Origin of the sequence: Actinomycetospora chiangmaiensis DSM 45062 (assembly GCF_000379625.1) — a bacterium.
GTDB classification, from domain to species: Bacteria; Actinomycetota; Actinomycetes; order Mycobacteriales; family Pseudonocardiaceae; genus Actinomycetospora; species Actinomycetospora chiangmaiensis.
Map to the genome: position 1 here is coordinate 762832 of NZ_KB903217.1, position 23569 is coordinate 786400.

Sequence of the window (23569 nt, forward strand, 5' to 3'; positions counted from 1 at the left end):
ACCAGCTGGAGGTCCGAGTGCTCGGCCCCGTGCGGTCCGCGCTGGCGACGCCGGACCTGCGCAAGAAGATCCTGTTCACGCTCGGCATCGTCGCGGTGTACCGGCTGGGTGCCACCCTGCCGGCGCCGGGTGTCTCGTACACCAACGTGCAGGCCTGTCTGCGTCAGGTCGAGGGCGGCGACTCCCAGAGCGTCTACGCCCTGATCAACCTGTTCTCCGGCGGCGCGCTGCTGCAGCTGTCGATCTTCGCGCTGGGCATCATGCCCTACATCACCGCGAGCATCATCGTGCAGCTGCTCACCGTGGTCATCCCGCGGTTCGAGCAGCTGAAGAAGGAGGGGCAGTCCGGGCAGGGCACCCTCACGCAGTACACGCGGTACCTGACGATCGCGCTGGCGATCCTGCAGTCCACCGGCATCGTGGCGCTGGCCGACCGCGGGCAGCTCTTCCAGAACTGCGACGCGACCCAGTTCCCCATCCTGCCGAACGCGGGCATCTTCGACCTCGCGGTCATCGTGCTGGTGATGACGGCCGGCACCGCGATCATCATGTGGTTCGGCGAGCTGGTCACCGAGCGCGGCGTCGGCAACGGCATGTCGCTGCTCATCTTCTGCTCGATCGCCGCGCGCATCCCGGCCGAGGGCCAGCAGATCCTCTCCAGCTCCGGTGGGCTCGTCTTCGCCGTCGTCTGCGTGTTCGGTCTGGCCATCATCGCGAGCGTCGTGTTCGTCGAGCAGGGCCAGCGCCGGATCCCCGTGCAGTACGCCAAGCGCATGGTCGGCCGGCGGATGTACGGCGGGACGTCGACCTACCTGCCGCTGAAGGTCAACCAGGCCGGTGTCATCCCGGTCATCTTCGGGTCGTCGCTGCTCTACCTGCCCGACCTGCTCTCCAGGCTGGTGGGCAACTCGACGTCCGGCTTCGCGGTCTTCGTCCAGAACTACCTGGCGAACCAGTCGAACCCCGTGCACATCGTCCTGTACTTCGCGCTGATCATCTTCTTCACGTACTTCTACGTCGCGATCACCTTCAACCCCGAGGAACGCGCCGACGAGATGAAGAAGTTCGGCGGCTTCATCCCGGGCATCCGGCCGGGCCGACCGACGGCGGAGTACCTGCAGTACGTGCTGTCCCGGATCACCTTGCCGGGATCGATCTACCTGGGCATCATCGCTGTCCTCCCGAACTTCTTCCTGGGCATCACGGGCCAGGGTCAGAACCAGAACTTCCCCTTCGGCGGGACCGCGGTGCTGATCATGGTCGGTGTCGGCCTGGACACCGTGAAGCAGATCGAGAGCCAGCTGATGCAGCGCAACTACGAGGGTTTCCTGCGCTGACGACCGGATCGGTCCCGCCCCCTCGACGGGGAGCGCCGAAGGCGCCCGCCGGGCAGGATGGACGGGCGTCCGACGAGGGTCGCCGCAGGAGGAGGAGTGGACATGAGGATCGTTCTGGTGGGGCCGCCCGGAGCCGGCAAGGGCACGCAGGCGGCACGGCTGTCGGAGCGTCTCGGCGCCCCGCACATCTCCACCGGCGATCTCTTCCGCGACAACATGAAGAACGGCACGGACCTCGGCAAGGAGGCCCAGCGCTACGTCGACGCGGGTGACCTGGTGCCGGACGAGGTCACCGTGGCGATGGTCAAGGACCGCCTCGCACAGCCCGACGCGGCCGAGGGCTTCCTGCTCGACGGGTTCCCCCGCAACACCTCGCAGGCCGACGAGCTGGACAAGGTCCTCTCCGACCTCGACCAGCGCCTGGACGCCGTCCTCGTGTTCGAGGTCGACGACGAGGAGCTCATCCAGCGGCTCACCGCGCGCGGGCGCTCCGACGACACCGAGGACGTCATCCGCAACCGGCAGGAGGTCTACCGCCGGGAGACCGCCCCGCTGATCGAGTACTACCGCGACCTGGTCGTGAAGGTCGACGCCATGGGCTCCATGGACGAGGTCACCGACCGGGCGACCGACGCGCTGGCCGACGAGCCGGAGGACTGAGCCGACGTGGGCGCCGGTGGTCTCTCCGGAGGACGTCTCGCGGAGGTGACCGCCGGGCTCGGCCGCGTCGCCGGCCGGCTCTCCGGCGGCCGGATCGGCTCGGAGATCCAGCTGAAGAGCCGCGGCGAGATCGACGCGATGCGCGCGGCGGGCCTCGTCGTCGCCGACGCGCTCGCCCGGGTCTCCGCGGCCGCGGCGGCCGGGGTGTCGACGAAGGACCTCGACGACCTTGCGGAGACCACCATCCGCGAGGCCGGCGCGGTGCCCTCCTTCCTCGGCTACCACGGGTTCCCGGGCAGCATCTGCGCCTCGGTGAACGCGGAGGTCGTCCACGGCATCCCCGCCGCGACGACCGTGCTCGCCGACGGGGACCTGCTCTCGGTCGACTGCGGCGCGATCCTCGACGGCTGGCACGGCGACGCGGCGGTCACGCTGCACGTCGGCACCGTGCGGCCCGAGGACGCCGCGCTGTCCGCGGCCTGCCGCGCGGCCATGTGGGCGGGGATCGCGGAGGTGCGCCCGGGGAACCGGCTCGGCGACGTCTCGCACGCCGTCGAGGACGAGGTCGCCCGCCACCGCCGTCCCGACGGCGGCCCGTTCGGCATCGTCGCCGACTACGGCGGCCACGGGATCGGTACCGAGATGCACATGGAGCCGTTCCTGCCGAACGTCGGGCGCGCCGGCACCGGGCTCCGTCTGCGTGAGGGCATGGTGCTCGCCGTCGAACCGATGCTCACCGCCGGCGACCCCGAGACCGACGAGCTCGACGACGAGTGGACCGTGGTCACGATCGACGGCGGACGGGCTGCGCACTGGGAGCACACCGTCGCCGTCACCGACCAGGGACCGTGGGTCCTGACCGCTCCCGCGGAGACGGACCGGGTCGGACTCGACCCGAACGCGCAGACGGATAGCTGAACTCTCCGCTATCCGGGTACTCTCTCCCCAGGACGACGAGCCGGGGAGGCCGTGATGTCGGATCAGGGTGCGGTACGGGTGTCGGACGCCGAGCGGGAGCAGGTCGCCACGCGGCTGGTCACCGCCCACGGCGAGGGACGACTGACGCTCGCGGAGTACGACGAGCGGGTGCGGGCCGCCCATGCGGCCGTGGTTCGCGACGACCTCGTACCCCTGCTCGCGGACCTGCCCGGGGATCCGGCGCCGGCCGGGTCCACGTCGACCGCGCAGCCCTCGCGGTCCACGCAGCCCGCTCGGCCCGCACCGACCCGGCGTCGGGACGGGTGGTCGCCGGTGCCGGCGTTCGCGGGCCCGTGCGGGGGCGGTCGCGGGTCCGTCGCGGCGTGGGCGGTGGCGAGCCTGGTCAACGTCGTGATCTGGCTGGCGGTGTCGGTCGGGACGGCGACGGTCGTGTACCCGTGGTGGATCTGGGTCGCCGGGCCGTGGGGGCTGGTCCTGGCCCTCGGGGGCCTCGGCCGCGCGGCGGTCCGCCCCCGCGGCTAGGGGCGGACCGCGGGGCGGACTACTTCGGCGCCATCCGGATCGCGCCGTCGAGGCGGATCGTCTCCCCGTTGAGCATCGGGTTCGCCACGATGTGGGCGGCGAGGGCGGCGTACTCGCCCGGCTCGCCGAGCCGCGACGGGTGCGGGACCTGGGCGCCGAGGGAGTCGATGTGCTCCTGGGGCAGCGTCGCGAACAGCGGCGTGTGGAACAGGCCCGGGGCGATCGTGCAGACCCGGATGCCGAGCGAGGCGAGGTCCCGGGCGATCGGGAGGGTCATCCCCACGATGCCGCCCTTCGAGGCCGAGTAGGCCGCCTGCCCGATCTGCCCGTCGAAGGCCGCCACCGAGGCGGTGTTGACGATGACGCCGCGGTCCCCGGTGTCGACGCCGGGGTCGGTGAGGGCGGGATGCTCGCTCATCGCCTGCGCGGCCAGCCGGATGACGTTGAACGTGCCGACCAGGTTGACGTTCAGCACCCGGGTGAAGTCCTCGAGCGGGAACGGGCCTTTGCGCCCCGCGGTGCGGTGGGCGCTCCCGATCCCCGCGCAGTTGATCGCCACGCGCAGCGTCCCCAGGCCCGCGGCGGCGTCGATCGCCTGCGAGACCTGCTCGGGGTCGGTGACGTCCGCCGGGGCGAACACCGCCCGCTCGCCGAGGCCCGCGGCGACGTCGGCGCCGGCCGACGACGGCAGGTCCACGATCACCACCGACGCGCCCTGCGCGTGCAGCTTCTCCACGGTCGCCCGGCCCAGGCCCGACGCGCCTCCGGTCACCAGTGCGACGACACCGTCGACGTCCACGTACTCCTCCTATGCTGGGGGTCGCCGCTCATCGTGTCGTCCCCGCGCAGAAACGGTCAATGCTGACTCCTCGACCGGCGGGGACACCCGGCGACCGGGGCCCCGACACGCCCCGCGTACACTGAGGAGCTGGTGCGCGTGTCGTGCCGTTCCTCACGAGCCTGATCCGGGCCGGTGCGGTCCGGCACCTCGTCACGCACCCGATCCGCCGCGCACCCGCGTGGCGGTGGCACGGCGGGACGACGAAGCCGCCGCGGTGAGTGCGGGCCCCGGACCGGACCGGGGACGCGGGATCCACGGCGGCGCGAGAGTGCGGAGGACATGGCGAAGAAGGACGGCGCCATCGAGGTCGAGGGCAGGGTCGTCGAGCCCCTCCCCAACGCGATGTTCAGGGTCGAGCTCGAGAACGGGCACAAGGTCCTGGCGCACATCAGCGGCAAGATGCGGCAGCACTACATCCGAATCCTCCCCGAGGACAAGGTCGTGGTCGAGCTCTCGCCGTACGACCTGTCGCGCGGTCGCATCGTCTACCGCTACAAGTAACCAGGCAGCGAGGACGAGATCGTGAAGGTCCAGCCGAGCGTCAAGCGAATCTGCGCGAAGTGCCAGGTGGTCCGCCGTCACGGGCGGGTCATGGTCATCTGCGACAACCTGCGTCACAAGCAGCGCCAGGGCTGACGCCCACACACCCGGGTCCGCCCGGGTGGGAGAACACCCCCGTACCTACGCCGGCACAGTCCCGGCGGAACCACCCCCGGCGGGAGGCCGGGGCCCGGCGACACCGTCGTCGGGACGGACGGGGTCCGATACCTCCCGACGACACGAGGAGTACGTCGCCACATGGCACGCATTTCCGGCGTCGACCTCCCCCGCGAGAAGCGGATGGAGATCGCGCTGACCTACATCTTCGGGATCGGCCGCAGCCGTTCCAAGGAGATCCTCCGCGAGACGGGCATCGACCCGGACCTGCGGAGCAAGGACCTGAGCGACTCGGACGCCGCCGCGATCCGTGCGTTCATCGAGCAGAACCTCCGGGTCGAGGGTGACCTGCGCCGCGAGGTCCAGGCGGACATCCGGCGCAAGGTCGAGATCGGCAGCTACCAGGGCCTGCGCCACCGGCGCAACCTCCCGGTCCACGGCCAGCGGACGAAGACCAACGCCCGCTCGCGCAAGGGCCCGAAGAAGACCGTCGCCGGCAAGAAGAAGGCCACCCGCAAGTAGGCGGGGCCCGATCACCTCAGGAGTTTTTGCATGCCACCCAGGACCCGCGCCGGCGCCGCCGGCGCCAAGAAGGTGCGCCGCCGGGAGAAGAAGAACATCTCCCAGGGCCAGGCCCACATCAAGAGCACGTTCAACAACACCATCGTCTCGATCACCGACCCGACCGGTGCGGTGATCGCGTGGGCCTCCGCCGGCCACGTCGGCTTCAAGGGTTCGCGCAAGTCGACGCCGTTCGCCGCCCAGATGGCCGCCGAGAACGCGGCCCGCAAGGCAGCCGAGCACGGCATGAAGAAGGTCGACGTCTTCGTCAAGGGCCCGGGGTCCGGTCGTGAGACCGCGATCCGTTCGCTGCAGGCCGCGGGCCTCGAGGTCGGGACCATCTCCGACGTCACGCCCCAGCCGCACAACGGCTGCCGCCCGCCCAAGCGGCGCCGGGTCTAGGGCGAGAGGAGAGAAGAGAGATGGCTCGCTACACCGGTCCCGTCACCCGCAAGTCCCGTCGCCTCAAGGTCGACCTGGTCGGCGGCGACAAGTCCTTCGAGCGTCGTCCGTACCCCCCGGGGCAGCACGGTCGGATCCGCATCAAGGAATCCGAGTACCTCATGCAGATCCAGGAGAAGCAGAAGGTCCGCTTCACCTACGGGGTCCTCGAGAAGCAGATGCGCAAGTACTACGAGGAGGCGAACCGTCGCGAGGGCAAGACCGGCGACGAGTTCCTGCGCCTGCTCGAGTCGCGCCTCGACTCGGTCGTCTACCGCGCCGGCCTGGCCCGCACCCGCCGTGCGGCCCGCCAGCTCGTCGGACACGGCCACTTCCTGGTCAACGGCCAGAAGGTGGACGTCCCCAGCTTCCGGGTGACGCAGTTCGACATCATCGACGTCCGCGACAAGTCGCGGAACATGCTGCCCTTCGTGGACGCGAAGGAGTCCTTCGGTGACCGCCCGGTCCCCGGCTGGCTCCAGGTCGTCCCGGAGACGCTGCGCATCTTCGTCCACCAGCTGCCCGAGCGGTCGCAGATCGACACGCCCGTCTCCGAGCAGCTGATCGTCGAGTTCTACTCCAAGTAGCTCGACCGGCCCGACCCGGCGATCCTGCCGGGTCGGGCTCCCCGTTCGGCATCAAATAGCGGATGCCCGAGCACCGGAAGGAACACCAGACGTGCTGATCTCCCAGCGCCCGGCCCTCTCGGAGGAGCCGGTCGACGAGACCCGGTCGCGGTTCGTCATCGAGCCGCTCGAGCCGGGCTTCGGCTACACCCTCGGCAACTCGCTGCGGCGGACCCTGCTGTCGTCCATCCCGGGCGCGGCCGTGACCTCGATCCGGGTCGACGGGGTCCTCCACGAGTTCACCACCGTCCCGGGGGTGAAGGAGGACGTCACCGACATCATCCTGAACCTCAAGGAGCTCGTCGTGAGCTCCGAGGAGGACGAGCCGGCGACGATGTACCTGCGCAAGCAGGGCCCGGGCACGGTGACCGCGGGGGACATCGTCCCGCCCGCTGGCGTGACCGTGCACAACCCGGACCTCCACATCGCGACCCTGAACGACCAGGGCCGCCTCGAGGTCGAGCTGGTGGTGGAGCGTGGCCGCGGCTACGTCCCCGCCGCCCAGAACAAGGCGTCCGGCGCCGAGATCGGCCGCATCCCAGTCGACTCGATCTACTCGCCGGTGCTGAAGGTCAGCTACAAGGTCGAGGCGACCCGCGTCGAGCAGCGCACCGACTTCGACAAGCTGATCCTCGACGTCGAGACCAAGCCCTCGATCACCCCCCGCGACGCCATCGCGTCCGCCGGCCGCACGCTCGTCGAGCTGTTCGGTCTGGCCCGCGAGCTCAACGTCGACGCGGAGGGCATCGAGATCGGGCCCTCGCCCGCCGAGGCCGACTCGATCGCGGCGTTCGCGATGCCCATCGAGGACCTCGACCTCACGGTCCGGTCCTACAACTGCCTCAAGCGGGAGGGCATCCACACGGTCGGCGAGCTCGTCGGCCGCTCGGAGGCCGACCTGCTGGACATCCGCAACTTCGGTGCGAAGTCCATCGACGAGGTCAAGATGAAGCTGGCCGGCCTCGGGCTGGCCCTGAAGGACAGCCCGCCCGGGTTCGACCCGAGCGCGGCCGCGTCCGACTATCCGTCGGAGGGCTACGAGTCCTACGGCGAGGGCGGCGGGTACGGGTCGTTCGGCAACGACGACGGCCAGGACTACGCCGAGACCGAGCAGCTCTAGGACGCCCGAGAGCTCTGACGTACTGCCCCCTCCCCGGGCCCTCGCGAGGGCCCGGGGAGGAAAGGCGCCTGAGACAGGAGCACGAGAATGCCCCAGCCCACCAAGGGCCCCCGCCTCGGCGGATCCCCCGCGCACCAGAAGCTGCTGCTGGCCAACCTGGCCACGTCGCTCTTCACGCACGGCCGGATCCACACCACGCGCGCCAAGGCCGAGCGCCTGCGCCCGTACGCCGAGCGCCTCATCACGAAGGCGAAGAAGGGCGACCTGCACAACCGTCGCGAGATCTCCACGGTGATCCGCGACAAGGACGTCGTGCACCGCCTGATCGCCGAGATCGGCCCGTTCTTCGCGGACCGTCCCGGCGGCTACACGCGCATCATCAAGACGCTGCCCCGCAAGGGCGACAACGCGCCGATGGCGATCATCGAGCTGGTGAACGAGAAGCTGGCCTCCACCGAGGCGTCGGCAGCCACCCGCTCGGCGTCGCGGCAGACCGAGGTCGGCGGTGCGGCCACCGGTGCGGCGGCCACCGCGGCGACGATCGCGGCCGCGGAGTCCGGCGACACCACGGCCGACGGTGCGGCGGCCGAGGAGGCCGTGGGTACCGACGCCGACACCCCGGTGCTGGCCGAGGAGGCCACGACCGCCGAGGCGGACGCCGGGTCCTCGGCCACGACGACCGAGGTCGGCGGCGGCTCCGGGGCGAGCACGGAAGCCACGGAGTCCACTGACACCGACGCCGAGGCCCACGAGGTCCCGGAGCCGATGGCGGAGAACGCTGCGGAGGCGGCCGGTCTCGCGACCGACGACACGAAGGACGAGTCCTGACCGGACCCGCTCCCGAGCACGACCACCCCGGGCCCGCCGTCGACCTCGACGGCGGGCCCGGGGTGTCTCCGGCCCCGGTGCGGCTGCGGCTCGACCTGGCCTACGACGGCACCGACTTCGCCGGGTGGGCCCGGCAGCCGGAGCTGCGCACCGTGCAGGGCGTGCTCGAGGAGACCCTGACGATCCTCGCGCGGGAGCCGGTCGCGCTCACCGTGGCCGGCCGGACCGACGCGGGCGTTCACGCCGACGCGCAGGTGGCCCACACCGACGTGACCCCCGGCAGCACCCTGCTGGCCGCCGACGGGACGGTGCCCGACGGGCTGGTCCGCCGCCTCGCGCGGATGCTGCCGCCCGACGTGCGGGTGCACCGCCTCGCGCCCGCGCCCGCCGGGTTCGACGCCCGGTTCTCGGCCGTCCGGCGGCACTACGCGTACCGCGTCTGCACCGCGCCGTCCGGGCCCGAACCGCTGCGGGCCCGCGACACCCTGCGCTGGCCGCGGCCGGTGGACGTCGCGGCGATGGACGCGGCGGGCCGGGCCCTGCTCGGGGAGCACGACTTCGCCGCGTTCTGCCGCCCCCGGGCCGGGGCGACCACCATCCGCGAGCTGCAGCGCCTCACGTGGCACCCCTGCGCCGGCGAGCGCGACGTCGTCGAGGCCCGGCTCTCGGCCGACGCCTTCTGCCACTCCATGGTGCGGTCGCTGGTCGGTGCCCTGCTCGCCGTCGGGGAGGGACGCCGGCCGGTCGACTGGCCGGCCTCGCTGCTCACCGCGGCGCGACGGTCGTCGGAAATCCACGTCGTGGCGGCCCACGGGCTGCGGCTGGTGGGCGTGGACTACCCGGACGACGCCGGGCTGGCGGCCCGCGCGGTGACCACCCGGGCCGTGCGCACGCTCGATCGCTGAGCCGCGCCGTCAGGCCCGACGCACCGGTCCGAGGATCGCGGTCTCCCGGTCCGCGGTGACGAGGTCGAGCCGACGCCACAGGTTGCGTCCGAGTGCGACGACGCCGTGATCGGGCAGCGTCCGGAGCGTCTCGGCCATCGGCTCGGAGAGCCGCCACAGGCGCGTCGCGAGGTCGGCCTCCTGGGGCGGCATCCGCCCGAGCAGCACCACGTCCGCGTCGTCGGCGGCGTCGGCCACCGCCGGGGTGAGCGCGGGCAGCACCAGCAGCGTCGTGCGCCAGGGACCGAGGGGTACGCCGGGGCCGGACGCGGCAGCGCCCCGGTCCCGCACGGTGAGAACCGCATCGGTGTCCCCGGGGCCGTGGGCGCCGGGAGGCCACTCGGGGAGCGCCGCGACGACCTGCACGCGGGAGGGGTCCGCCGCGGCCCGGGCGATCGGCTCCCAGGCCGCGGCCCGTCCGGTGGCGACGTCGAGCCGGGCTCCCTGCGCGACGGTCCGCAGGGCGATCTGCCGGGCGAGGTGCAGGGCCCCGAGCACGACGATGCGGGTCCCGGCCGGGCGGAGCACCGCGAGCGTGACCGGGGACCCCGCCGGGTCGGCGCCGAGGACGACACCCGCGGGCGTGAGCGGCGCGGACAGGCCGTCGAGGGCGGCGACCGGCAGCCGCACCGCCGGGGCCCGCCGGGCCGGAGCGCGGCGGGTCACCGGGACCCGCCCACGGGCAGGGTCGCGCGCAGGCCGGCCGCCTGCCGGCCGTGCAGCGGATCGAGGTGCACACCCCGGGCACGCGCCGCGGCGACGAGGTCCCGTCCGGCGGTGACGACGTCGGTCGGCCCCAGCCCGGTGACCCGGACGTGGAGGTCGAGCCCCACCTCGTCGGGGTCGTCGGCGGCGACGAGGGAGAGCGCCACCGTCGAGACCGCGCCCGGGGCGGCGAGGGCGTCGAGGTCGAGGGCGGCACCGAACGTGGTCGCCGACCAGGTCGCATGGCCCACCTCCCCGAGCACCACGGCGTCCCAGCGCTCCTGCACCCCGCCGGGCGTGCGGTCGAGATCGGTCCCGGCGGCGACGGCCACCGCCTCCCGGACGTCGGCCCGGTCGAGCGGCCGGACCGGGACGTCGTGGTCGGCGAGGACCCGGCCGATCCGGGCCAGGGACCCGACGAGGGCCCGGCGCGCCCCGAGGACCCCGCCGCCCCGGTCGGCCACCGCGTCGGGGCAGCGCTGCGGGTCGAGCCGGACGACCAGCCACAGGCTCCGGTGCGCGGCGTCGGACAGCGGACCGAGCACCTCGCGGTGCGCCTCGTGGGCCGGACCGTCGCCGACACCCGGCCGCACGTGCCGCACCACCGTCACCGCGTCCACCACGACGCCGCGGTCGGACAGCGTGCCCGCCAGCGCCGCCAGCGGCAGCCCGACGGGTCCGCCGCCGACCGCGCCCGCGCCGTCGTCGGTCCCGCGGTGGCCGGCCCCGTCCTCACCGGGGCCGCCGTCGGGTGGGTCGAGCACGAGCGGCAGCTCCTCGGGATCGGGGGCCAGCACGGCGCTCCACGCACCGTCCTCGCCGCCCAGCAGCGCCACCGGACGGCCGTCGTGGTCGACGGTCTCGACGACGTCGAGCGGGCCGAGCGCGGCGTCGACGGCGGGCACCCCCACCCCGTCGTCGGGACCGGTCGCGGCACGTTCCCGGGGGCGGGTCCGGTGGCGCAGCGCGAGCAGCGCCCACCTGCCCAGCAGCTCGCCGCGGACGCGGACGAGACCCGCCACGAGGGCGAGCGAGAGGACGACGCCGGCGACGGGGAGCCCGGCGCCGAGGGCGAGCAGCCCCAGCGCCAGTGCGAGCCCGATCTCGGCGAGCAGGACCCCGGTGAGCGGCAGCGGACCGAGGGCCGGCTCCCCGGGGCGGGGGCCTGCGCTCACGAGCGCCGCCGACGGCGGAGCAGGGCCATCGAGAGCGCGGCCGCGAGGACCGCCGCCCCGGCGACGAGGGCCCAGCCCGACCCGCCGTTCCCGCCGGGCGGGGGCGACCCGGCCGGTGCGGGTGGCACCGACGCGGGCCGGGTCCCCGCCAGGGCCGCGGCGACGTCGAGGGCGCCGGCGCCGACGACGACGGGCGTCGCTCCCGGGACCGGGGCCGCGGTGTCCCGCAGCCGCGCGACGACCGCGGCCGCGGACAGCGTGGGGAACCGGGCCCGGAGCAGCGCCGCCGCCCCCGCGACCCGGGCCGCCGCGAAACTGGTGCCCGCGACGGGTTCGGGTGCGGAGCCGGGCAGCGTGAGGTCGGTGGTGAGGCCGGCCGACCGGGCGTCCAGCGCGGCCGGGACCCGGCCCGGCGCCGCGATCCCGACCCACGGTCCGGCGAGCGACACACGGTCCGGAGCGCCGTCGTCGTCGAGGGCGCCGACCGTGAGCACCTCGGTGGGGTCGAGCCCGAACCATGCGGGCACCGGGACCGTCGTCACCCGCTGGTCGGCAGGCGCCGGGTCGTTCGCCGGGCACGCGGACCCGGCGTTGCCGGCCGCCGCGACCACGACGACGTCGCGCGCCACGGCCTCGCGGACCGCGGCCCGCAGGGCCCCCGTCGCGGTGTCGGCCCCGCCGATCAGCGCCGCGGCGGGACGACAGGCGGCGAGGGCCAGGGTCAGCACCCGCACCTCGGGGACGGCGACGGCGGCGCGGACCGCACGGGCGAGCACGGCCTCGTCCCCGGCACCCCCGGTGGCGGTGCGGGACCAGGCGGTGTCGGCGCGGACGGCCAGGACGCGGGCCCCGGGGGCGACGCCGACGACCCCGTCGTCGGGGGCGGGCGCGGCGGCCACCACCCCGGCGACCGCCGTCCCGTGCCCGTCGCAGTCCGCCCGGGCCGACCGGCCCGCCACGAAGTCGCCGCCGTCGATCACCCCGCCGGTGAGCCGCGGGTGGGCGGCCACGCCGGAGTCGACGACGGCGACCAGCACCCCGTCCCCGCCGGCGCCGGGCACGGCGTCCGGTTCCGGTGTGAGGGCCTCGAGCGCGCCGGGGGGCACGCCGACGGGGCAGGCGCCCAGCGGGGTGAGGCCGGGCAGGGCGTCCGGCGCGCGGGGCAGGGCGGCCAGGGCCCCCGGGTCGGGGGCGGGCGCGGGCGGGGGCGCGACGGGGATCGCGGTCCCGACGTCGGGTCCCGCCGCGGCCGGGAGGCCGGGGGCGAGCAGGCCCGCCGTCAGGAGGGCACCGAGCACCGCGCGGCGCAGGCCCGTCGGGGTCACGACAGCCGCACCACCGCGAACAGGTCGGCGACCGCGCACGCCAGCGGCAGGACCGCCGCGATCGCGACGCCCTCGAGCACGTCCACGGTCCGCCGGACGCCGGGGGCGGCGCGCCGCCGCGGCCCCACCGCGCCGAGGACCACCAGGGCCGCGCCGACGACGGCGGCCGCGAGGCCGATCCCGAGCCGGGCCGCGCCGGGCGGAGCGGCGGCGACGGCGCCGACCGCGAGGCCCGCCGCACCCGCGAGCGCCCCGAGCAGCAGGACCGCCGCCGGCACGGCGTTGGCGTAGCTGCGCGAGCGCAGGGCGACGAGCACGACGAGCAGGACCGCCAGGACGGCGCCGACGGTGCCGCGCCAGCCGGACGGCGGGGCCAGGCCGAGCACCGCCACCGCCACGACCAGCACGGCGACCGTGCCCCCGGCGAGCCCGGTCAGCACCGCGTGCGCGCGGTCGGCCCGACGGTCGAGGACCGCCGCGTCCCCGGGCCCGGGATCGGCGGCGTCGTCGGCCGCGGACAGCGGCACCTCGGGCAGGGGGAGCCGGGCGAACAGGACGGCCAACCGTGGCAGCACGGACAGGGTGACCAGGGCCAGTGCCCCGGCACCCGCCGCGGCCGCCGCGGGTTCGAGCGGACCGGCCCCTCGCGCGCCCGCGACCGCGCCCGCGACGGTGGCGACCGCGCCCGTGGCGGTACCCAGGACCGCGGCCGTCGCGAGCCCGGTCCCGACGGCGAGCGCGACCCGGTCGGTCCGGGGCGCGGCGAGCAGCGCGGTGCCGGCCGCGACGAGTGCGAGCGCGGCCGCGACGAGCAGATGCGGGCCCCCGAGTCCGACCGTCAGCGGGGCGGCGTCGGGGCCGGGGACGACGGCGAGGCCGCACACGGCGGCGGCCCCCGTCGCGACGGCGACGAGGACGGCCGCCGGGCCGGGGCGGTGGGCGAGGCGTGGCGTCAGCGCGGCGAGGACCGTGCCGGCGAGCGCGAGGACGGCGGCGGCGCCGGCGGTGACCGCGCCGCCCGCGGTGCCCGGCCCGCGTCCGGCGGCGAGCAGCGCCCCGAGCGTCGCCGCCCCCGCGACGAGGCCTCCGAGCAGGCCGAAGCGGTGCGCCCAGCCCGCGTCCCAGGGCCGGAACGCGGCGGGCCGGGACTCCGCGAGCGCGTCGACGACGTCGTCGTAGAGCGGGGCCGGGGCGGCGTCCTCCCGCCGACGCAGCACGAGCTGGTCGCCGTCGAGGACCTCGAGCTCGTCGAGGGTGTGCCGCGGATCGACCGGGGCCCGCCCGAGCGCGGCCAGCGTCCAGCCCGTCGCCCCCGCGCGGTCCGCGCTGCGCACCGGCGCGTGGCTCCAGGCGGCGGGGGCCGGGGCGGCGGCGTCGGCGCCGGTCAGCTCGACGAGGACCGGGAGCAGCTCGCCCACCGGGACGTCGCCGGGCAGCGCCAGGTCCACCCGCGTGGTCGGTGCGAGCACCGAGACGCGGGTGACGGCGGCGGCCTCGGGCAGGGGCACGGGCGGGACCGCCGCGAGGGCGCTCGCCGACGGCTCCTCCCGCCGCACGGGCGCCGTCGTCCGGCCGTTGCCGCTGCCCACCCGGGCCCACCTCCGTCGCGTCCGTTCTGCGTCGTTCCCGCCCCGATCGGGTGATCGGCTCCCTAGTATGGCCAGCGCACCGACCCGCGTGGCGTTAACACGGAGATCCGCGCGGCGCCGGCGGGGGAGGGAGGGGTGTGGGCACGCAGGTCGTCCGGCGCGGGCCGCGCGAGGCCGCCCCGGTGATGCCCGGCGGCGAGCTCGCGCTCGAGGCCCCGCCCGAGGAACCGCGCGTCGCGCCCACCGGGCTGCTGCCGCGCCTGCTCCCGATGGTCATGGTGCTCGCCTCGGTGGGCTTCGTCGTGGTGCTCGGGATCGACAACCCGACGTCGTGGCTGTTCGGGGGCATGATCGCGCTGTCGACGCTCGGGATGGTCGCGGGCGGCTTCTCCCGGGGCGGTGCGCAGCGCCGGGCCGAGGCCGACGCCGAGCGTGCCGACTACCTGCGCTACCTCGCCCAGGTGCGGCGCCGCACCCGCGCGGTGGCCGCCGAGCAGCGCGCGAGCCTGGCGTGGACCCACCCCGACCCCGACGCGCTGGTGTCCCTGGCCCGAGGCCCCCGCACCTGGGAGCGGCGCCCCGGGGACCCCGACTTCGCCCACGTCCGCGTCGGGCGGGGCGCCCAGCGCCTCGCGACGGCACTCGTGCCGCCGCAGACCGGGCCGGTCACGGACCTGGAACCGGTGACGACGGCGGCCCTGCGCCGGTTCGTGCGCGCCCACTCGGTGGTCGAGGCGCTCCCGACGGCGGTCTCGCTGCGCGCCTTCGCCGCGGTCGCGATCACCGGCCCCGACGCGAGCCCGGCCGGGTGGGAACGCCGCCGGGCGCTGGCGCGGGCCGTCGTCGCCCAGCTGGTCACGCTGCACTCCCCGGACGACCTGCTGCTCGCCGTCGTCTGCGGGGAGCGCTCGCGCGCGGACTGGGAGTGGGTGAAGTGGCTGCCGCACGTCGCGCACCCGCGGCTGCACGACGGGGCGGGCCCGGTGCGCATGATCGCGTCCTCGTTCGCGACCGTCCGGACCTGGCTGGCGCCCGAGCTCGCGGACCGCGCACGGTTCAGCCGCGGTGCCACCCCGGCCGCCCCGCACGTGGTGGTGGTCTGCGACGGCGGGGACGTCGCCGACCCCGCCGCGCCGGGGGACGACCCGGCCGAGGAGGGCCTCGTCGGGCTCACCCTGATCGACCTCGCCGCCCGGCTCGACCCCCTGGTCGCCCGTCGGGGCCTGCGGCTGGTCGTCGCCCCCGACCCGGAGCGGCCCGACGTCGACCGCCTCGGGGCGGCCACGGACGTCGGCGTCGAGTGGTTCGGGCGCCCCGACGCGCTGCGCGGGGCCGAGGCCGAGGCCCTCGCGCGCCGCCTCGCGCCGTGCCGCACACCGGCCGCCGCGCCGGAGGGCCCGGGTCCCGCGGCGCCGGGGCTGCTCGACCTGCTCGGGGTCCCCGGCAGCCCGGAGACCTTCGACGTCGCCGCGGCCTGGCGTGCCCGCGCCCCGCGGGACCGGCTGCGGGTGCCCTTCGGGCTGGGCGAGGACGGCGAGCCGGTCGAGCTCGACCTCAAGGAGGCCGCCCAGGAGGGCATGGGCCCGCACGGGCTGTGCGTGGGCGCGACCGGCTCCGGCAAGTCCGAGCTGCTCCGGACCCTCGTGCTCGGGCTCATCACCACCCACTCGTCGGCCGCGCTCAACCTCGTCCTGGTGGACTTCAAGGGCGGCGCGACGTTCGCGGGTCTGGCCGACGCGCCCCACGTCGCGGCCGTCATCACGAACCTCGCCGACGACCTGGCGCTGGTCGACCGCATGCAGGACGCCCTCGCGGGCGAGATGACCCGCCGTCAGGAACTGCTGCGGGGCGCCGGGAACCTCGCGAGCGTCGCCGACTACGAGCGCGCCCGCGAGCGCGGCGCCGACCTGACCCCGCTGCCGGCGCTGTTCGTCGTGGTCGACGAGTTCTCCGAGCTGCTGCACCGGAAGCCGGACCTGGCCGACCTCTTCACCGCGATCGGCCGCCTCGGGCGCTCGCTGCAGATCCACCTGCTGCTCGCGTCGCAGCGCGTCGACGAGGGGCGGTTGCGCGGCCTCGAGTCCCACCTCTCCTACCGCATCGGGCTGCGGACGTTCTCCGCCGCGGACTCGCGCGCCGTGCTCGGGGTCCCCGACGCCGCGTCGCTGCCCGCGGTCCCGGGCACCGGGTACCTGCGCTCGGACACCTCGACGATGGTGCGGTTCACCGCGGGCTACGTGTCCGGCCCGACGCGGCGGCCCGGCGGCCGCCGTCGACCGACGACCACCGCGGGGTCCCGACGACGGGCCGTCCCCCGGCCCTTCCACGGCGGCTGGGTCGATCCGCCGGACGGGCCCGTCGTCGGCCCCGCGGCGCCCGACCACGAGCCCGACGACGCCGCACCGAGCGTGCTCGACACCGTGGTCGACCGGCTGCGCGACGCGGGACCGCCGGCGCACGAGGTGTGGTTGCCGCCGCTGGCCGGCCCGGTCGACCTGGCCACGCTGCTCCCGCCGCTGCAGGACACCGACCGCGGCCGACGGGCGCCCGGATTTCCCGCCAACGGCACGCTACGGCTGCCGCTCGGGCTCGTCGACCGGCCCTACGAGCAGCGCCGCGAGGTGCTGTGGGCGGACCTGTCCGGGGCCGCGGGCCACGTCGGGGTGGCCGGTGGACCGCGGGCCGGGACCTCGACGCTGCTGCGGACCCTGGTGTGCGCCGCGGCGCTCACGCACACCCCCGACGAACTGGGCTTCCACGTCGTCGACCTCGGCGGCGGCACCCTCGCCGGGCTCGCTGACCTCCCGCACGTCGGCACGGTGGCCGGCCGCGGCGACACCGACCTGGTGCGCCGCGTCGTCGGGGAGGTCGCCGCCGTGGCCGTCGCCCGCGAGCGCTGGTTCCGCGAGCACGGCATCGACTCGGTGGCCGACCTGCGCGACCGGCGCCGCCGGGGCGAGGACCTGCCCGACCCCGGGCGCGACCTCGTGCTCGTGATCGACGGGTGGCACGCCTTCCGCACCGACCACGAGGCGCTGGAGTCGACCGTCATCACCCTGGCGACCACCGGCCTGTCCTACGGCGTGCACGTGGCGATCGGGGTCGGCCGGTGGGCGGACCTCCGGCCGGCCCTGAAGGACCTGCTCGGGACGCGGATCGAGCTGCGGCTCGGCGACCCGGGCGAGTCCGAGGTCGACCGTCGGGTGGCGGCCGCCGTGCCGGTCGGCCGGCCCGGGCACGGCCTCGCGCCCGACCGCAGCCACGTCCTCGTCGCGGTCCCCGGGCCCGACGTCGTCCCCGCCGTCGCCGCCGCGTGGCCGGGCCCCGGGGTGGCGCCGGTCGAGCTGCTCCCGGACCGGGTCGACGTCGCGACCCTGCCGGGCCCCGACGCGGGCGAGCGGCACCTCTGGCCGATCGGCGTGGACGAGGACCGGCTCGCCCCGGTGCTGCTCGACGTCGCCGCCGACCCGCACCTGCTCCTCTACGCCGACGGCGAGTCCGGCAAGACGTCGTTCCTGCGGTTGCTCGCCCACCACGTCGTCACCCGCTACCCGCCCGAGCGGGCCCGGCTGATGATCGTCGACTACCGCCGGGGGCTGCTCGGCGCCGTCGACTCCGAACACCTCATCAGCTACACCTCGACCGCGGACGCGCTCACCGGGGCCATGACCGACCTCGTCGCCTCGCTGCGCCGCCGGCTCCCGGGGCCCGACGTCACGCCCGAGCAGCTGCGGGCCCGCTCCTGGTGGACCGGTCCCGAGGTCTTCCTCCTCGTCGACGACCACGACCTCGTGGCGACCGCGACGGGCAACCCGCTGACCGTCCTGCTCGACCTGCTCCCGCAGGCCAAGGACATCGGGCTGCACGTGGTGGTCGCGCGCCGCGTCGGCGGCGCCTCCCGCGCGATGTTCGAGCCGGTGCTCGCGCGGCTGCGCGAACTCGGCACGCCCGGCCTCGTCGGGCACGGCGGGCGCGACGAGGGCCCGCTCGTCGGGGCGGCCCGTCCCGGTCCCCGGCCGCCGGGCCGGGCGGTGCTCGTGACGCGGCGGCACGGCGAGCGGCTCGTGCAGCTCGCGTGGCGCGACCCCGACGAGCCGATCCGTCCCGCGTCCCGCGGAGGTGAGGGGCCGTGAGCCGCCGGGTCGCGGTCGACCTCGGCGACACGGCCGTCGCGACCGCGGTCGACCCCGGCGACGGCGCCGAGGTGGTCGAGCTCGACATCCACCTCGCGGCGGTGTTCGCCCCGGACGACGCGGCGCTGCTCACCGGGGCCGCCGCGCGGGCCCGGGCGGCGGCCGACCCGTCCCGCCTCGAGGCCCGTCCGCGCCGCCACGTCGACGCGGACACGCTCCTGCTCGGCACCCGCACCGTCGGGATCGTCGAGGCCCTCGGCGCGGTGCTCGCGGCCGCCGTCGACCGGGCGGGGCCGGTGCTGCGCGGGCAACGCCCGGACGTCCTCGTGCTCACGCACCCGGCGGACTGGGGGACCCGCCGTCGGGACGTGCTGCGGCGGGCCGGTGCCGGGCTCGCGGCCGACCTGGAGCTGCTGGCCGAACCCGTGGCCGCGGCGGCGCACGCCCGGTGGATGCGCCCGACCGGCCGGGGCGGACCGACGGCCGTGCTCGACGTGGGCGCCCGGGGAGCGACCGCCGCGGTCGTCGACGCGGACGGGACGGTGCTGGCCCACCGCGGCTCCGGGCGTTTCGGCGGGGACGACGCCGACGAGCTGGTGCTGGCGCACGTGGTCGCAGGCCTGTCCGACGCCGCCCCCGACCTCGACCGGGTCCGCGCGGTGGTCGAGGGGGCCGCCCTGCCGGAGCGCCGGGTCCGCCAGGTGCTCGTCGAGGACGTGCGCGACGCCCGGGAACGGCTCTCCGAGTCCGCGCAGGCCGACGTCCCGCTGCCGGGTGCCGCGGGGACGGCGTGGTGCTCGCGCGGCGAGCTCGAGGACCTCCTCCGGGAGCCCTGCGAGGGCCTGGTCGCCCTGCTCGTCCGAGTCCTGGACGAGGCGGGCGTCGCGGCGTCGCGGCTCGCGGACGTCCGTCTCGTCGGCGGGATGGCCCGGACCCCGCTGCTCGCCACGCTCGTGCACCGCGAGCTCGGCGTGCCGCCGGTGGTCCCCGCCGACCCGCGCACGGTCGTCGCCCGCGGCGCCCTGCTCGTCGCCGCGCCGGCCACCCGGGCGCCGGCCCCGGCGACTCCCGCCCGCCCCGTGCTGCTGCCGGACTGGCCGGTCCCGGCGGCGCCCGCGGCGGCCGCGGCGCGGCCGGCCCCGGCCGCCGCCCCCACGACCCCGGCGCGGGCCCCGGTCACCGTCGCCGCCCCGTCGTCGGGACCCGGACCCCGCGTCGACCCGGACGGTCCGACCGTGCGCATCGCCCACGAGCTCGTCCCGGCGGGCCGGCCGCCGGCGCGGACGGAGACCCCGGCGGGTGGCGCGAGCACCTGGAGCGCCCGACGACGGGCGGGGCTCGTCGCGGCGGCCACGGTCGCGGTCGTCGTCGTGGTCCTCGCGGTGGCCGGGCTGCGCGGCGGCGACGGGGCCACCGCCGGGGCGACGCCGCCGACGGTCGTCTCGGTGTTCGCGCACGCCTACGAGCTCCCGGCCGGCTGGACCGTCGACGGTTCCGACGCCGAGTACCGCCGCAGCCGCCTCCGCCCGGCGGGACAACCGACCGGCCCGAACCTCATCGCCGTCCAGGAGAGCGCGCTCGCCTCGCCGGACGTGACCGCCGCGCGCGGCCAGCTGCTCGCGGGCTTCGAGGCCGCGCGCTCCGCCGGCGGCGGGGTGTCCGACCTGGCGCCGGAGACGACGTTCGCGGGACGCGAGGCCGCGACCTACCGGCAGGTCCCGGTGCCCGGCACGACGGTGGACTGGGTCGTGCTCTTCCTCGGCACCACCCAGCTCTCGGTCGGGTGCCGTCACGACGAGGCCTCCCGCGAGGCCGTGCTCGCCGCGTGCGAGCGCGTGGTGGGGACTTTGCGCAGCCCGGCATGAGCGAGGTCGGCACGAGTTCTGCGAAACGGCCCCCGCGGCCGCAGGCGGGATGACACCGTCGTCGGCAGGCAGCACGCCGGTGGGAGGAGTTCGGATGGCGGGGCAGTTCGGGACCGAGACGCAGTTGATGCAGGGGGCGGGGCAGCAGGTCGTGGAGGTGCGCGACCAGATCACCGCCCAGCTCGCGCAGCTGCGCGGGCAGCTGGTGCCGCTGGAGGCCACGTGGCGGGGCGACGCGTCCGTCGCGTTCACGCAGCTGATGGCCCGGTGGAACGACGACGCGCACCGCATCAACGCCGCCCTGGGGGCGATCGCGGAGTCCGTGCAGGCCTCCGCGGTCACCTACCGGGCCGCGGAGGACGAGGTCGCGGCGTCGACCTCGCGCATCGGCCGGGCGCTGGACTGAGGGGACGACCATGGACGAGATCCGCGTGACCTTCGGCGAGCTCTCCGCCGCGCAGCAGAACGTGACGGCCACGGCGACCCGGATCCGGGGCCAGCTCGACGACCTCGAGCGCCGGCTCGCGCCGCTCGTGGCGGGCTGGACCGGGGCGGCGGCCGAGCAGTACCGCGCCCGGCAGCGGGAGATCGACACCGCGTGGGCCGACCTCGCGCAGGTGCTCGGCCTCATCGGGGGACGGCTCGGGCAGGCCGAGCAGACCTACCGGGCGGTCGAGCAGCGCAACGCCGCCCGCTACTGACCGGGGGTGGGTGCCGGGCCGTCGCGAGCAGCCGCGTACTCTGGAGAGCCGTTGCGCGGTGAACGTCTGCCGCGAGGAGACACAGCGTGCGGACCCCGTCGCGGGGCCGACCGCCGCGAGTGTCACCAACTACGTACCGACCCAGTATGACCGTGACGAGGTAGCTTCCGTGCGCACGTTCAGTCCGAAGCCCGGCGACATCGACCGCGCCTGGCACGTCATCGACGCCTCCGACGTCGTGCTCGGCCGGCTGGCCAGCCAGACCGCCCAGCTGCTGCGGGGCAAGCACAAGCCGACCTACGCCCCGCACGTCGACACCGGTGACTTCGTGGTGATCGTGAACGCGGAGAAGGTGGCGCTGACCGGTAGCAAGCGGGACGACCGCTTCGTCTACCACCACAGCGGCTACCCGGGCGGCCTCAAGAAGCGCACCGTGGGCGAGGAGCTCGAGCGCTTCCCGGACCGTCTGGTCGAGAAGGCCGTCAAGGGCATGCTGCCCAAGAACCGTCTGGGCCGGGCCATGGCGTCCAAGCTCAAGGTCTACGCGGGCCCCGAGCACCCGCACGCCGCCCAGCAGCCCGTGCCGTACGAGATCCGACAGGTGAGCCAGTGACCACCCCCGACGACGCCAACGTCGAGAACGAGACCGCCTACGAGGTGACGTCCGAGGCCCCCGAGGGCGGGCAGTCGCTCGCCGAGGCCGCGGACCTGAACTCCGGCGACTTCGCCGAGGGCGAGACCGACGAGCTGGGTGCCGAGGTCTTCGGCGACGCCCCCGCCCCGGTGTTCGCCTCGCTCGACCGCCCCATCCAGACCGTCGGCCGCCGCAAGGAGGCCGTGGTCCGCATCCGTCTGGTGCCGGGCAACGGCAAGTTGACGATGAACGGCAAGGCGTTCGAGGAGTACTTCCCGAACAAGGTGCACCAGCAGCTCATCCGTGAGCCGCTGGTCAACACCGAGCGCACCGAGCAGTTCGACATCTACGCCAACCTCCACGGTGGCGGGACGTCGGGTCAGGCCGGCGCGCTGCGCCTGGCGATCGCCCGCGCGCTGACGATCGTCGACCCCGAGGACCGTCCCGGTCTGAAGAAGGCCGGCTTCCTCACCCGGGACGCCCGGGCGAAGGAGCGCAAGAAGTACGGCCTCAAGAAGGCCCGGAAGGCCCCTCAGTACTCGAAGCGCTGATGGGTCGCCTGTTCGGGACCGATGGTGTCCGCGGCCTCGCGAACGCGGACCTCACCCCCGAGCTGGCGCTCTCCGTCGCGTCCGCCGCCGCCCGCGTGCTCGCCGAGCACGCGGGCGGTGTCGTGCGCGGGGCGAGCGCAGCGGCGGGGGACGGATCGGGCGACGGCGCGGCACGGCCGGTGGCGGTGGTGGGCCGCGACCCGCGGGCCAGTGGCGAGATGCTCGAGGCCGCGGTGTGTGCCGGCCTGTCGGCGGCGGGTGCGGACGTGCGGCGGCTCGGCGTCCTGCCGACCCCGGCGGTGGCCCACCTGACCGCGACGCTCGGGGCCGACCTCGGCGTCATGATCTCCGCCTCGCACAACCCGATGCCCGACAACGGCATCAAGTTGTTCGCGGCGGGCGGGCACAAGCTGCCCGACGCCGTCGAGGACGAGATCGAGGCGCACCTGGACCACGTCGCGCAGGCCGACCGACGGCCGACCGGCCGGGGCATCGGTCGCGTCACCGACGTGCCCGACGCGCTCGACCGCTACCTCGACCACCTCCTCGTCGCGACCCCGCACGCGCTCGACGGGCTCCACGTCGTCGTCGACTGCGCGCACGGCGCCGCGTCGCTCGCCGCGCCCCGCGCCTACGAGCGCGCGGGTGCCCGGGTGACGACGGTGGCGGCCGAGCCGGACGGCTGGAACATCAACGACGGTGTCGGCTCCACGCACCTCGACGGCCTGGCGAAGGCCGTCGTCGAGCACGGGGCGGACCTCGGGATCGCCCACGACGGTGACGCCGACCGCTGCCTCGCGGTGGCCGCCGACGGGTCGCTCGTCGACGGCGACCAGATCCTCGCGGTCCTCGCGCTGGCGCTCCACGCGGACGGCGAGCTCGCGGGCGACACCCTGGTCGCGACCGTGATGAGCAACCTCGGCCTGCACCTGGCGATGCAGGAGGCGGGCATCACGGTCCGGACGACGGCGGTCGGCGACCGCTACGTCCTCGAGGAGCTGCGGGCCGGCTCGTTCTCCCTCGGCGGGGAGCAGTCCGGCCACGTCGTGTTGCCCTCGCACGCCACGACCGGCGACGGTCTGCTCACCGCACTGCGGCTGATGGCGCGCATGACGACCACGGGACGCTCGCTGGCGGACCTGGCCGGCGTGGTCGAGCGCCTGCCGCAGGTGCTGGTGAACGTGCCGGTCGCCGACAAGGCCGCCGTGGGCACGTCCGCCCGGGTGGCCGACGCCGTCGCCGCCGAGGAGGCGGCCCTCGCCGGCCGCGGCCGGGTCCTGCTGCGGCCGTCGGGGACCGAGCAGGTGGTCCGGGTGATGGTCGAGGCGCCCACCGAGGACACCGCGCGCGACGTCGCGGGACGCCTCGCGGGTCTCGTCGCCGACGTCCGGGCGTAGTCCCGCCGGCATCCCGCG

General features: G+C 75.7%; 24 protein-coding genes. 19 read left to right on the plus strand and 5 right to left on the minus strand.

The window, feature by feature from the left end; translation table 11 throughout:
- Positions 1-17: 17 nt before the first annotated feature.
- The 4 genes from secY (at position 18) to A3CO_RS29940 (ending at position 3458) form a co-directional block, all read left to right on the plus strand.
- Positions 18-1337 carry a preprotein translocase subunit SecY gene (gene secY / locus A3CO_RS0103930; protein WP_018330927.1) on the plus strand — a complete coding sequence of 440 codons (1320 nt, stop codon included), beginning with the start codon at positions 18-20 and terminating at the stop codon, positions 1335-1337.
- A gap of 102 nt (positions 1338-1439) precedes the next feature.
- Positions 1440-1997, plus strand: coding sequence for an adenylate kinase (locus tag A3CO_RS0103935; RefSeq protein WP_026204263.1), 558 nt, complete (start codon positions 1440-1442; stop codon positions 1995-1997).
- A 45-nt stretch (positions 1998-2042) separates the two neighbouring features.
- Positions 2043-2915 carry a type I methionyl aminopeptidase gene (gene map / locus A3CO_RS0103940; RefSeq protein WP_018330929.1) on the plus strand — a complete coding sequence of 291 codons (873 nt, stop codon included), beginning with the start codon at positions 2043-2045 and terminating at the stop codon, positions 2913-2915.
- Between the two features lie 54 nt (positions 2916-2969).
- Positions 2970-3458 carry a DUF1707 SHOCT-like domain-containing protein gene (locus tag A3CO_RS29940; RefSeq protein WP_018330930.1) on the plus strand — a complete coding sequence of 163 codons (489 nt, stop codon included), beginning with the start codon at positions 2970-2972 and terminating at the stop codon, positions 3456-3458.
- Between the two features lie 19 nt (positions 3459-3477).
- Here the strand turns inward: A3CO_RS29940 and A3CO_RS0103950 are convergent, their stop codons facing one another.
- Positions 3478-4257: a 3-hydroxyacyl-CoA dehydrogenase gene (locus A3CO_RS0103950; RefSeq protein ID WP_018330931.1), complete on the minus strand. Its 780-nt coding sequence runs from the start codon at positions 4255-4257 to the stop codon at positions 3478-3480.
- A gap of 321 nt (positions 4258-4578) precedes the next feature.
- On the opposite strand from A3CO_RS0103950, the gene infA reads away from it, so the two are divergent.
- From infA to truA, 8 genes are all read left to right on the plus strand, one after another.
- Positions 4579-4800 (plus strand): translation initiation factor IF-1, encoded by a 222-nt coding sequence (gene infA, locus A3CO_RS0103960; RefSeq protein ID WP_018330933.1) that lies wholly within the window; start codon positions 4579-4581, stop codon positions 4798-4800.
- A 21-nt stretch (positions 4801-4821) separates the two neighbouring features.
- The gene (rpmJ, locus tag A3CO_RS0103965; protein ID WP_018330934.1) at positions 4822-4935 is read left to right on the plus strand and encodes a 50S ribosomal protein L36; all 114 of its coding nucleotides are present in this window, start codon (positions 4822-4824) and stop codon (positions 4933-4935) included.
- Positions 4936-5097: 162 nt separating this feature from the next.
- Positions 5098-5478 (plus strand): 30S ribosomal protein S13, encoded by a 381-nt coding sequence (rpsM, locus tag A3CO_RS0103970; protein WP_018330935.1) that lies wholly within the window; start codon positions 5098-5100, stop codon positions 5476-5478.
- A 30-nt stretch (positions 5479-5508) separates the two neighbouring features.
- Entirely contained in the window at positions 5509-5919 is a 411-nt protein-coding gene (gene rpsK, locus A3CO_RS0103975; protein ID WP_018330936.1) for a 30S ribosomal protein S11, read from the plus strand.
- Between the two features lie 20 nt (positions 5920-5939).
- A complete protein-coding gene (gene rpsD, locus A3CO_RS0103980; RefSeq protein WP_018330937.1) occupies positions 5940-6545 on the plus strand; it encodes a 30S ribosomal protein S4 in 606 nt (201 codons plus the stop codon).
- Between the two features lie 91 nt (positions 6546-6636).
- Complete coding sequence (locus tag A3CO_RS0103985; protein WP_018330938.1) at positions 6637-7704, plus strand: DNA-directed RNA polymerase subunit alpha; 1068 nt, start codon at positions 6637-6639, stop codon at positions 7702-7704.
- Positions 7705-7791: 87 nt separating this feature from the next.
- Entirely contained in the window at positions 7792-8532 is a 741-nt protein-coding gene (gene rplQ / locus A3CO_RS40305) for a 50S ribosomal protein L17 (RefSeq protein WP_018330939.1), read from the plus strand.
- Positions 8533-8609: 77 nt separating this feature from the next.
- Positions 8610-9437, plus strand: coding sequence for a tRNA pseudouridine(38-40) synthase TruA (gene truA, locus A3CO_RS0103995; protein WP_018330940.1), 828 nt, complete (start codon positions 8610-8612; stop codon positions 9435-9437).
- Positions 9438-9446: 9 nt separating this feature from the next.
- On the opposite strand, the gene A3CO_RS29950 is transcribed toward truA, so the two are convergent.
- The 4 genes from A3CO_RS29950 to eccD are packed head-to-tail and all read right to left on the minus strand — an operon-like array spanning position 9447 to position 14270.
- A complete protein-coding gene (locus A3CO_RS29950; RefSeq protein WP_018330941.1) occupies positions 9447-10142 on the minus strand; it encodes a hypothetical protein in 696 nt (231 codons plus the stop codon).
- Positions 10139-11356 (minus strand): type VII secretion protein EccE, encoded by a 1218-nt coding sequence (locus A3CO_RS0104005; RefSeq protein ID WP_018330942.1) that lies wholly within the window; start codon positions 11354-11356, stop codon positions 10139-10141. Before A3CO_RS0104005 ends, A3CO_RS29950 begins: the two co-directional genes overlap by 4 nt.
- Entirely contained in the window at positions 11353-12681 is a 1329-nt protein-coding gene (locus A3CO_RS29955) for a S8 family serine peptidase (protein ID WP_018330943.1), read from the minus strand. Before A3CO_RS29955 ends, A3CO_RS0104005 begins: the two co-directional genes overlap by 4 nt.
- Positions 12678-14270 (minus strand): type VII secretion integral membrane protein EccD, encoded by a 1593-nt coding sequence (eccD, locus tag A3CO_RS0104015; protein WP_018330944.1) that lies wholly within the window; start codon positions 14268-14270, stop codon positions 12678-12680. Before eccD ends, A3CO_RS29955 begins: the two co-directional genes overlap by 4 nt.
- Before the next feature lie 137 nt (positions 14271-14407).
- Between eccD and A3CO_RS0104020 the strand changes: the two genes are divergently transcribed.
- The 7 genes from A3CO_RS0104020 to glmM all read left to right on the plus strand — a co-directional run bounded on the left by A3CO_RS0104020 (position 14408) and on the right by glmM (position 23551).
- Positions 14408-18403 carry a type VII secretion protein EccC gene (locus A3CO_RS0104020; protein WP_018330945.1) on the plus strand — a complete coding sequence of 1332 codons (3996 nt, stop codon included), beginning with the start codon at positions 14408-14410 and terminating at the stop codon, positions 18401-18403.
- Positions 18400-20268, plus strand: coding sequence for a type VII secretion-associated protein (locus tag A3CO_RS0104025; protein WP_018330946.1), 1869 nt, complete (start codon positions 18400-18402; stop codon positions 20266-20268). The genes A3CO_RS0104020 and A3CO_RS0104025 overlap by 4 nt, the downstream gene beginning before the upstream one ends.
- Before the next feature lie 94 nt (positions 20269-20362).
- Positions 20363-20674, plus strand: a complete 312-nt coding sequence (locus A3CO_RS0104030; RefSeq protein WP_018330947.1) for a WXG100 family type VII secretion target — start codon at positions 20363-20365, stop codon at positions 20672-20674.
- A 10-nt stretch (positions 20675-20684) separates the two neighbouring features.
- A complete protein-coding gene (locus tag A3CO_RS0104035) occupies positions 20685-20969 on the plus strand; it encodes a WXG100 family type VII secretion target (protein WP_018330948.1) in 285 nt (94 codons plus the stop codon).
- A 169-nt stretch (positions 20970-21138) separates the two neighbouring features.
- On the plus strand, positions 21139-21582 hold the full coding sequence (gene rplM, locus A3CO_RS0104040; protein ID WP_018330949.1) for a 50S ribosomal protein L13: 444 nt from the start codon (positions 21139-21141) through the stop codon (positions 21580-21582).
- A complete protein-coding gene (gene rpsI, locus A3CO_RS0104045; protein ID WP_018330950.1) occupies positions 21579-22154 on the plus strand; it encodes a 30S ribosomal protein S9 in 576 nt (191 codons plus the stop codon). The genes rplM and rpsI overlap by 4 nt, the downstream gene beginning before the upstream one ends.
- Positions 22154-23551 (plus strand): phosphoglucosamine mutase, encoded by a 1398-nt coding sequence (gene glmM / locus A3CO_RS0104050; protein WP_018330951.1) that lies wholly within the window; start codon positions 22154-22156, stop codon positions 23549-23551. Before rpsI ends, glmM begins: the two co-directional genes overlap by 1 nt.
- Positions 23552-23569: the final 18 nt, after the last annotated feature.

What these genes read in the sequence shown, in the direction of transcription:
- A3CO_RS0104035 (WP_018330948.1), top strand. Translation starts at nt 20,685, where the DNA reads ATGGACGAGATCCGCGTGACCTTCGGCGAGCTCTCCGCCGCGCAGCAG.
- A3CO_RS0103935 (WP_026204263.1), top strand. Translation starts at nt 1,440, where the DNA reads ATGAGGATCGTTCTGGTGGGGCCGCCCGGAGCCGGCAAGGGCACGCAG.
- infA (WP_018330933.1), top strand. Translation starts at nt 4,579, where the DNA reads ATGGCGAAGAAGGACGGCGCCATCGAGGTCGAGGGCAGGGTCGTCGAG.
- rplQ (WP_018330939.1), top strand. Translation starts at nt 7,792, where the DNA reads ATGCCCCAGCCCACCAAGGGCCCCCGCCTCGGCGGATCCCCCGCGCAC.
- rpsM (WP_018330935.1), top strand. Translation starts at nt 5,098, where the DNA reads ATGGCACGCATTTCCGGCGTCGACCTCCCCCGCGAGAAGCGGATGGAG.
- rpsK (WP_018330936.1), top strand. Translation starts at nt 5,509, where the DNA reads ATGCCACCCAGGACCCGCGCCGGCGCCGCCGGCGCCAAGAAGGTGCGC.
- glmM (WP_018330951.1), top strand. Translation starts at nt 22,154, where the DNA reads ATGGGTCGCCTGTTCGGGACCGATGGTGTCCGCGGCCTCGCGAACGCG.
- rpsD (WP_018330937.1), top strand. Translation starts at nt 5,940, where the DNA reads ATGGCTCGCTACACCGGTCCCGTCACCCGCAAGTCCCGTCGCCTCAAG.
- A3CO_RS0104030 (WP_018330947.1), top strand. Translation starts at nt 20,363, where the DNA reads ATGGCGGGGCAGTTCGGGACCGAGACGCAGTTGATGCAGGGGGCGGGG.
- A3CO_RS29940 (WP_018330930.1), top strand. Translation starts at nt 2,970, where the DNA reads ATGTCGGATCAGGGTGCGGTACGGGTGTCGGACGCCGAGCGGGAGCAG.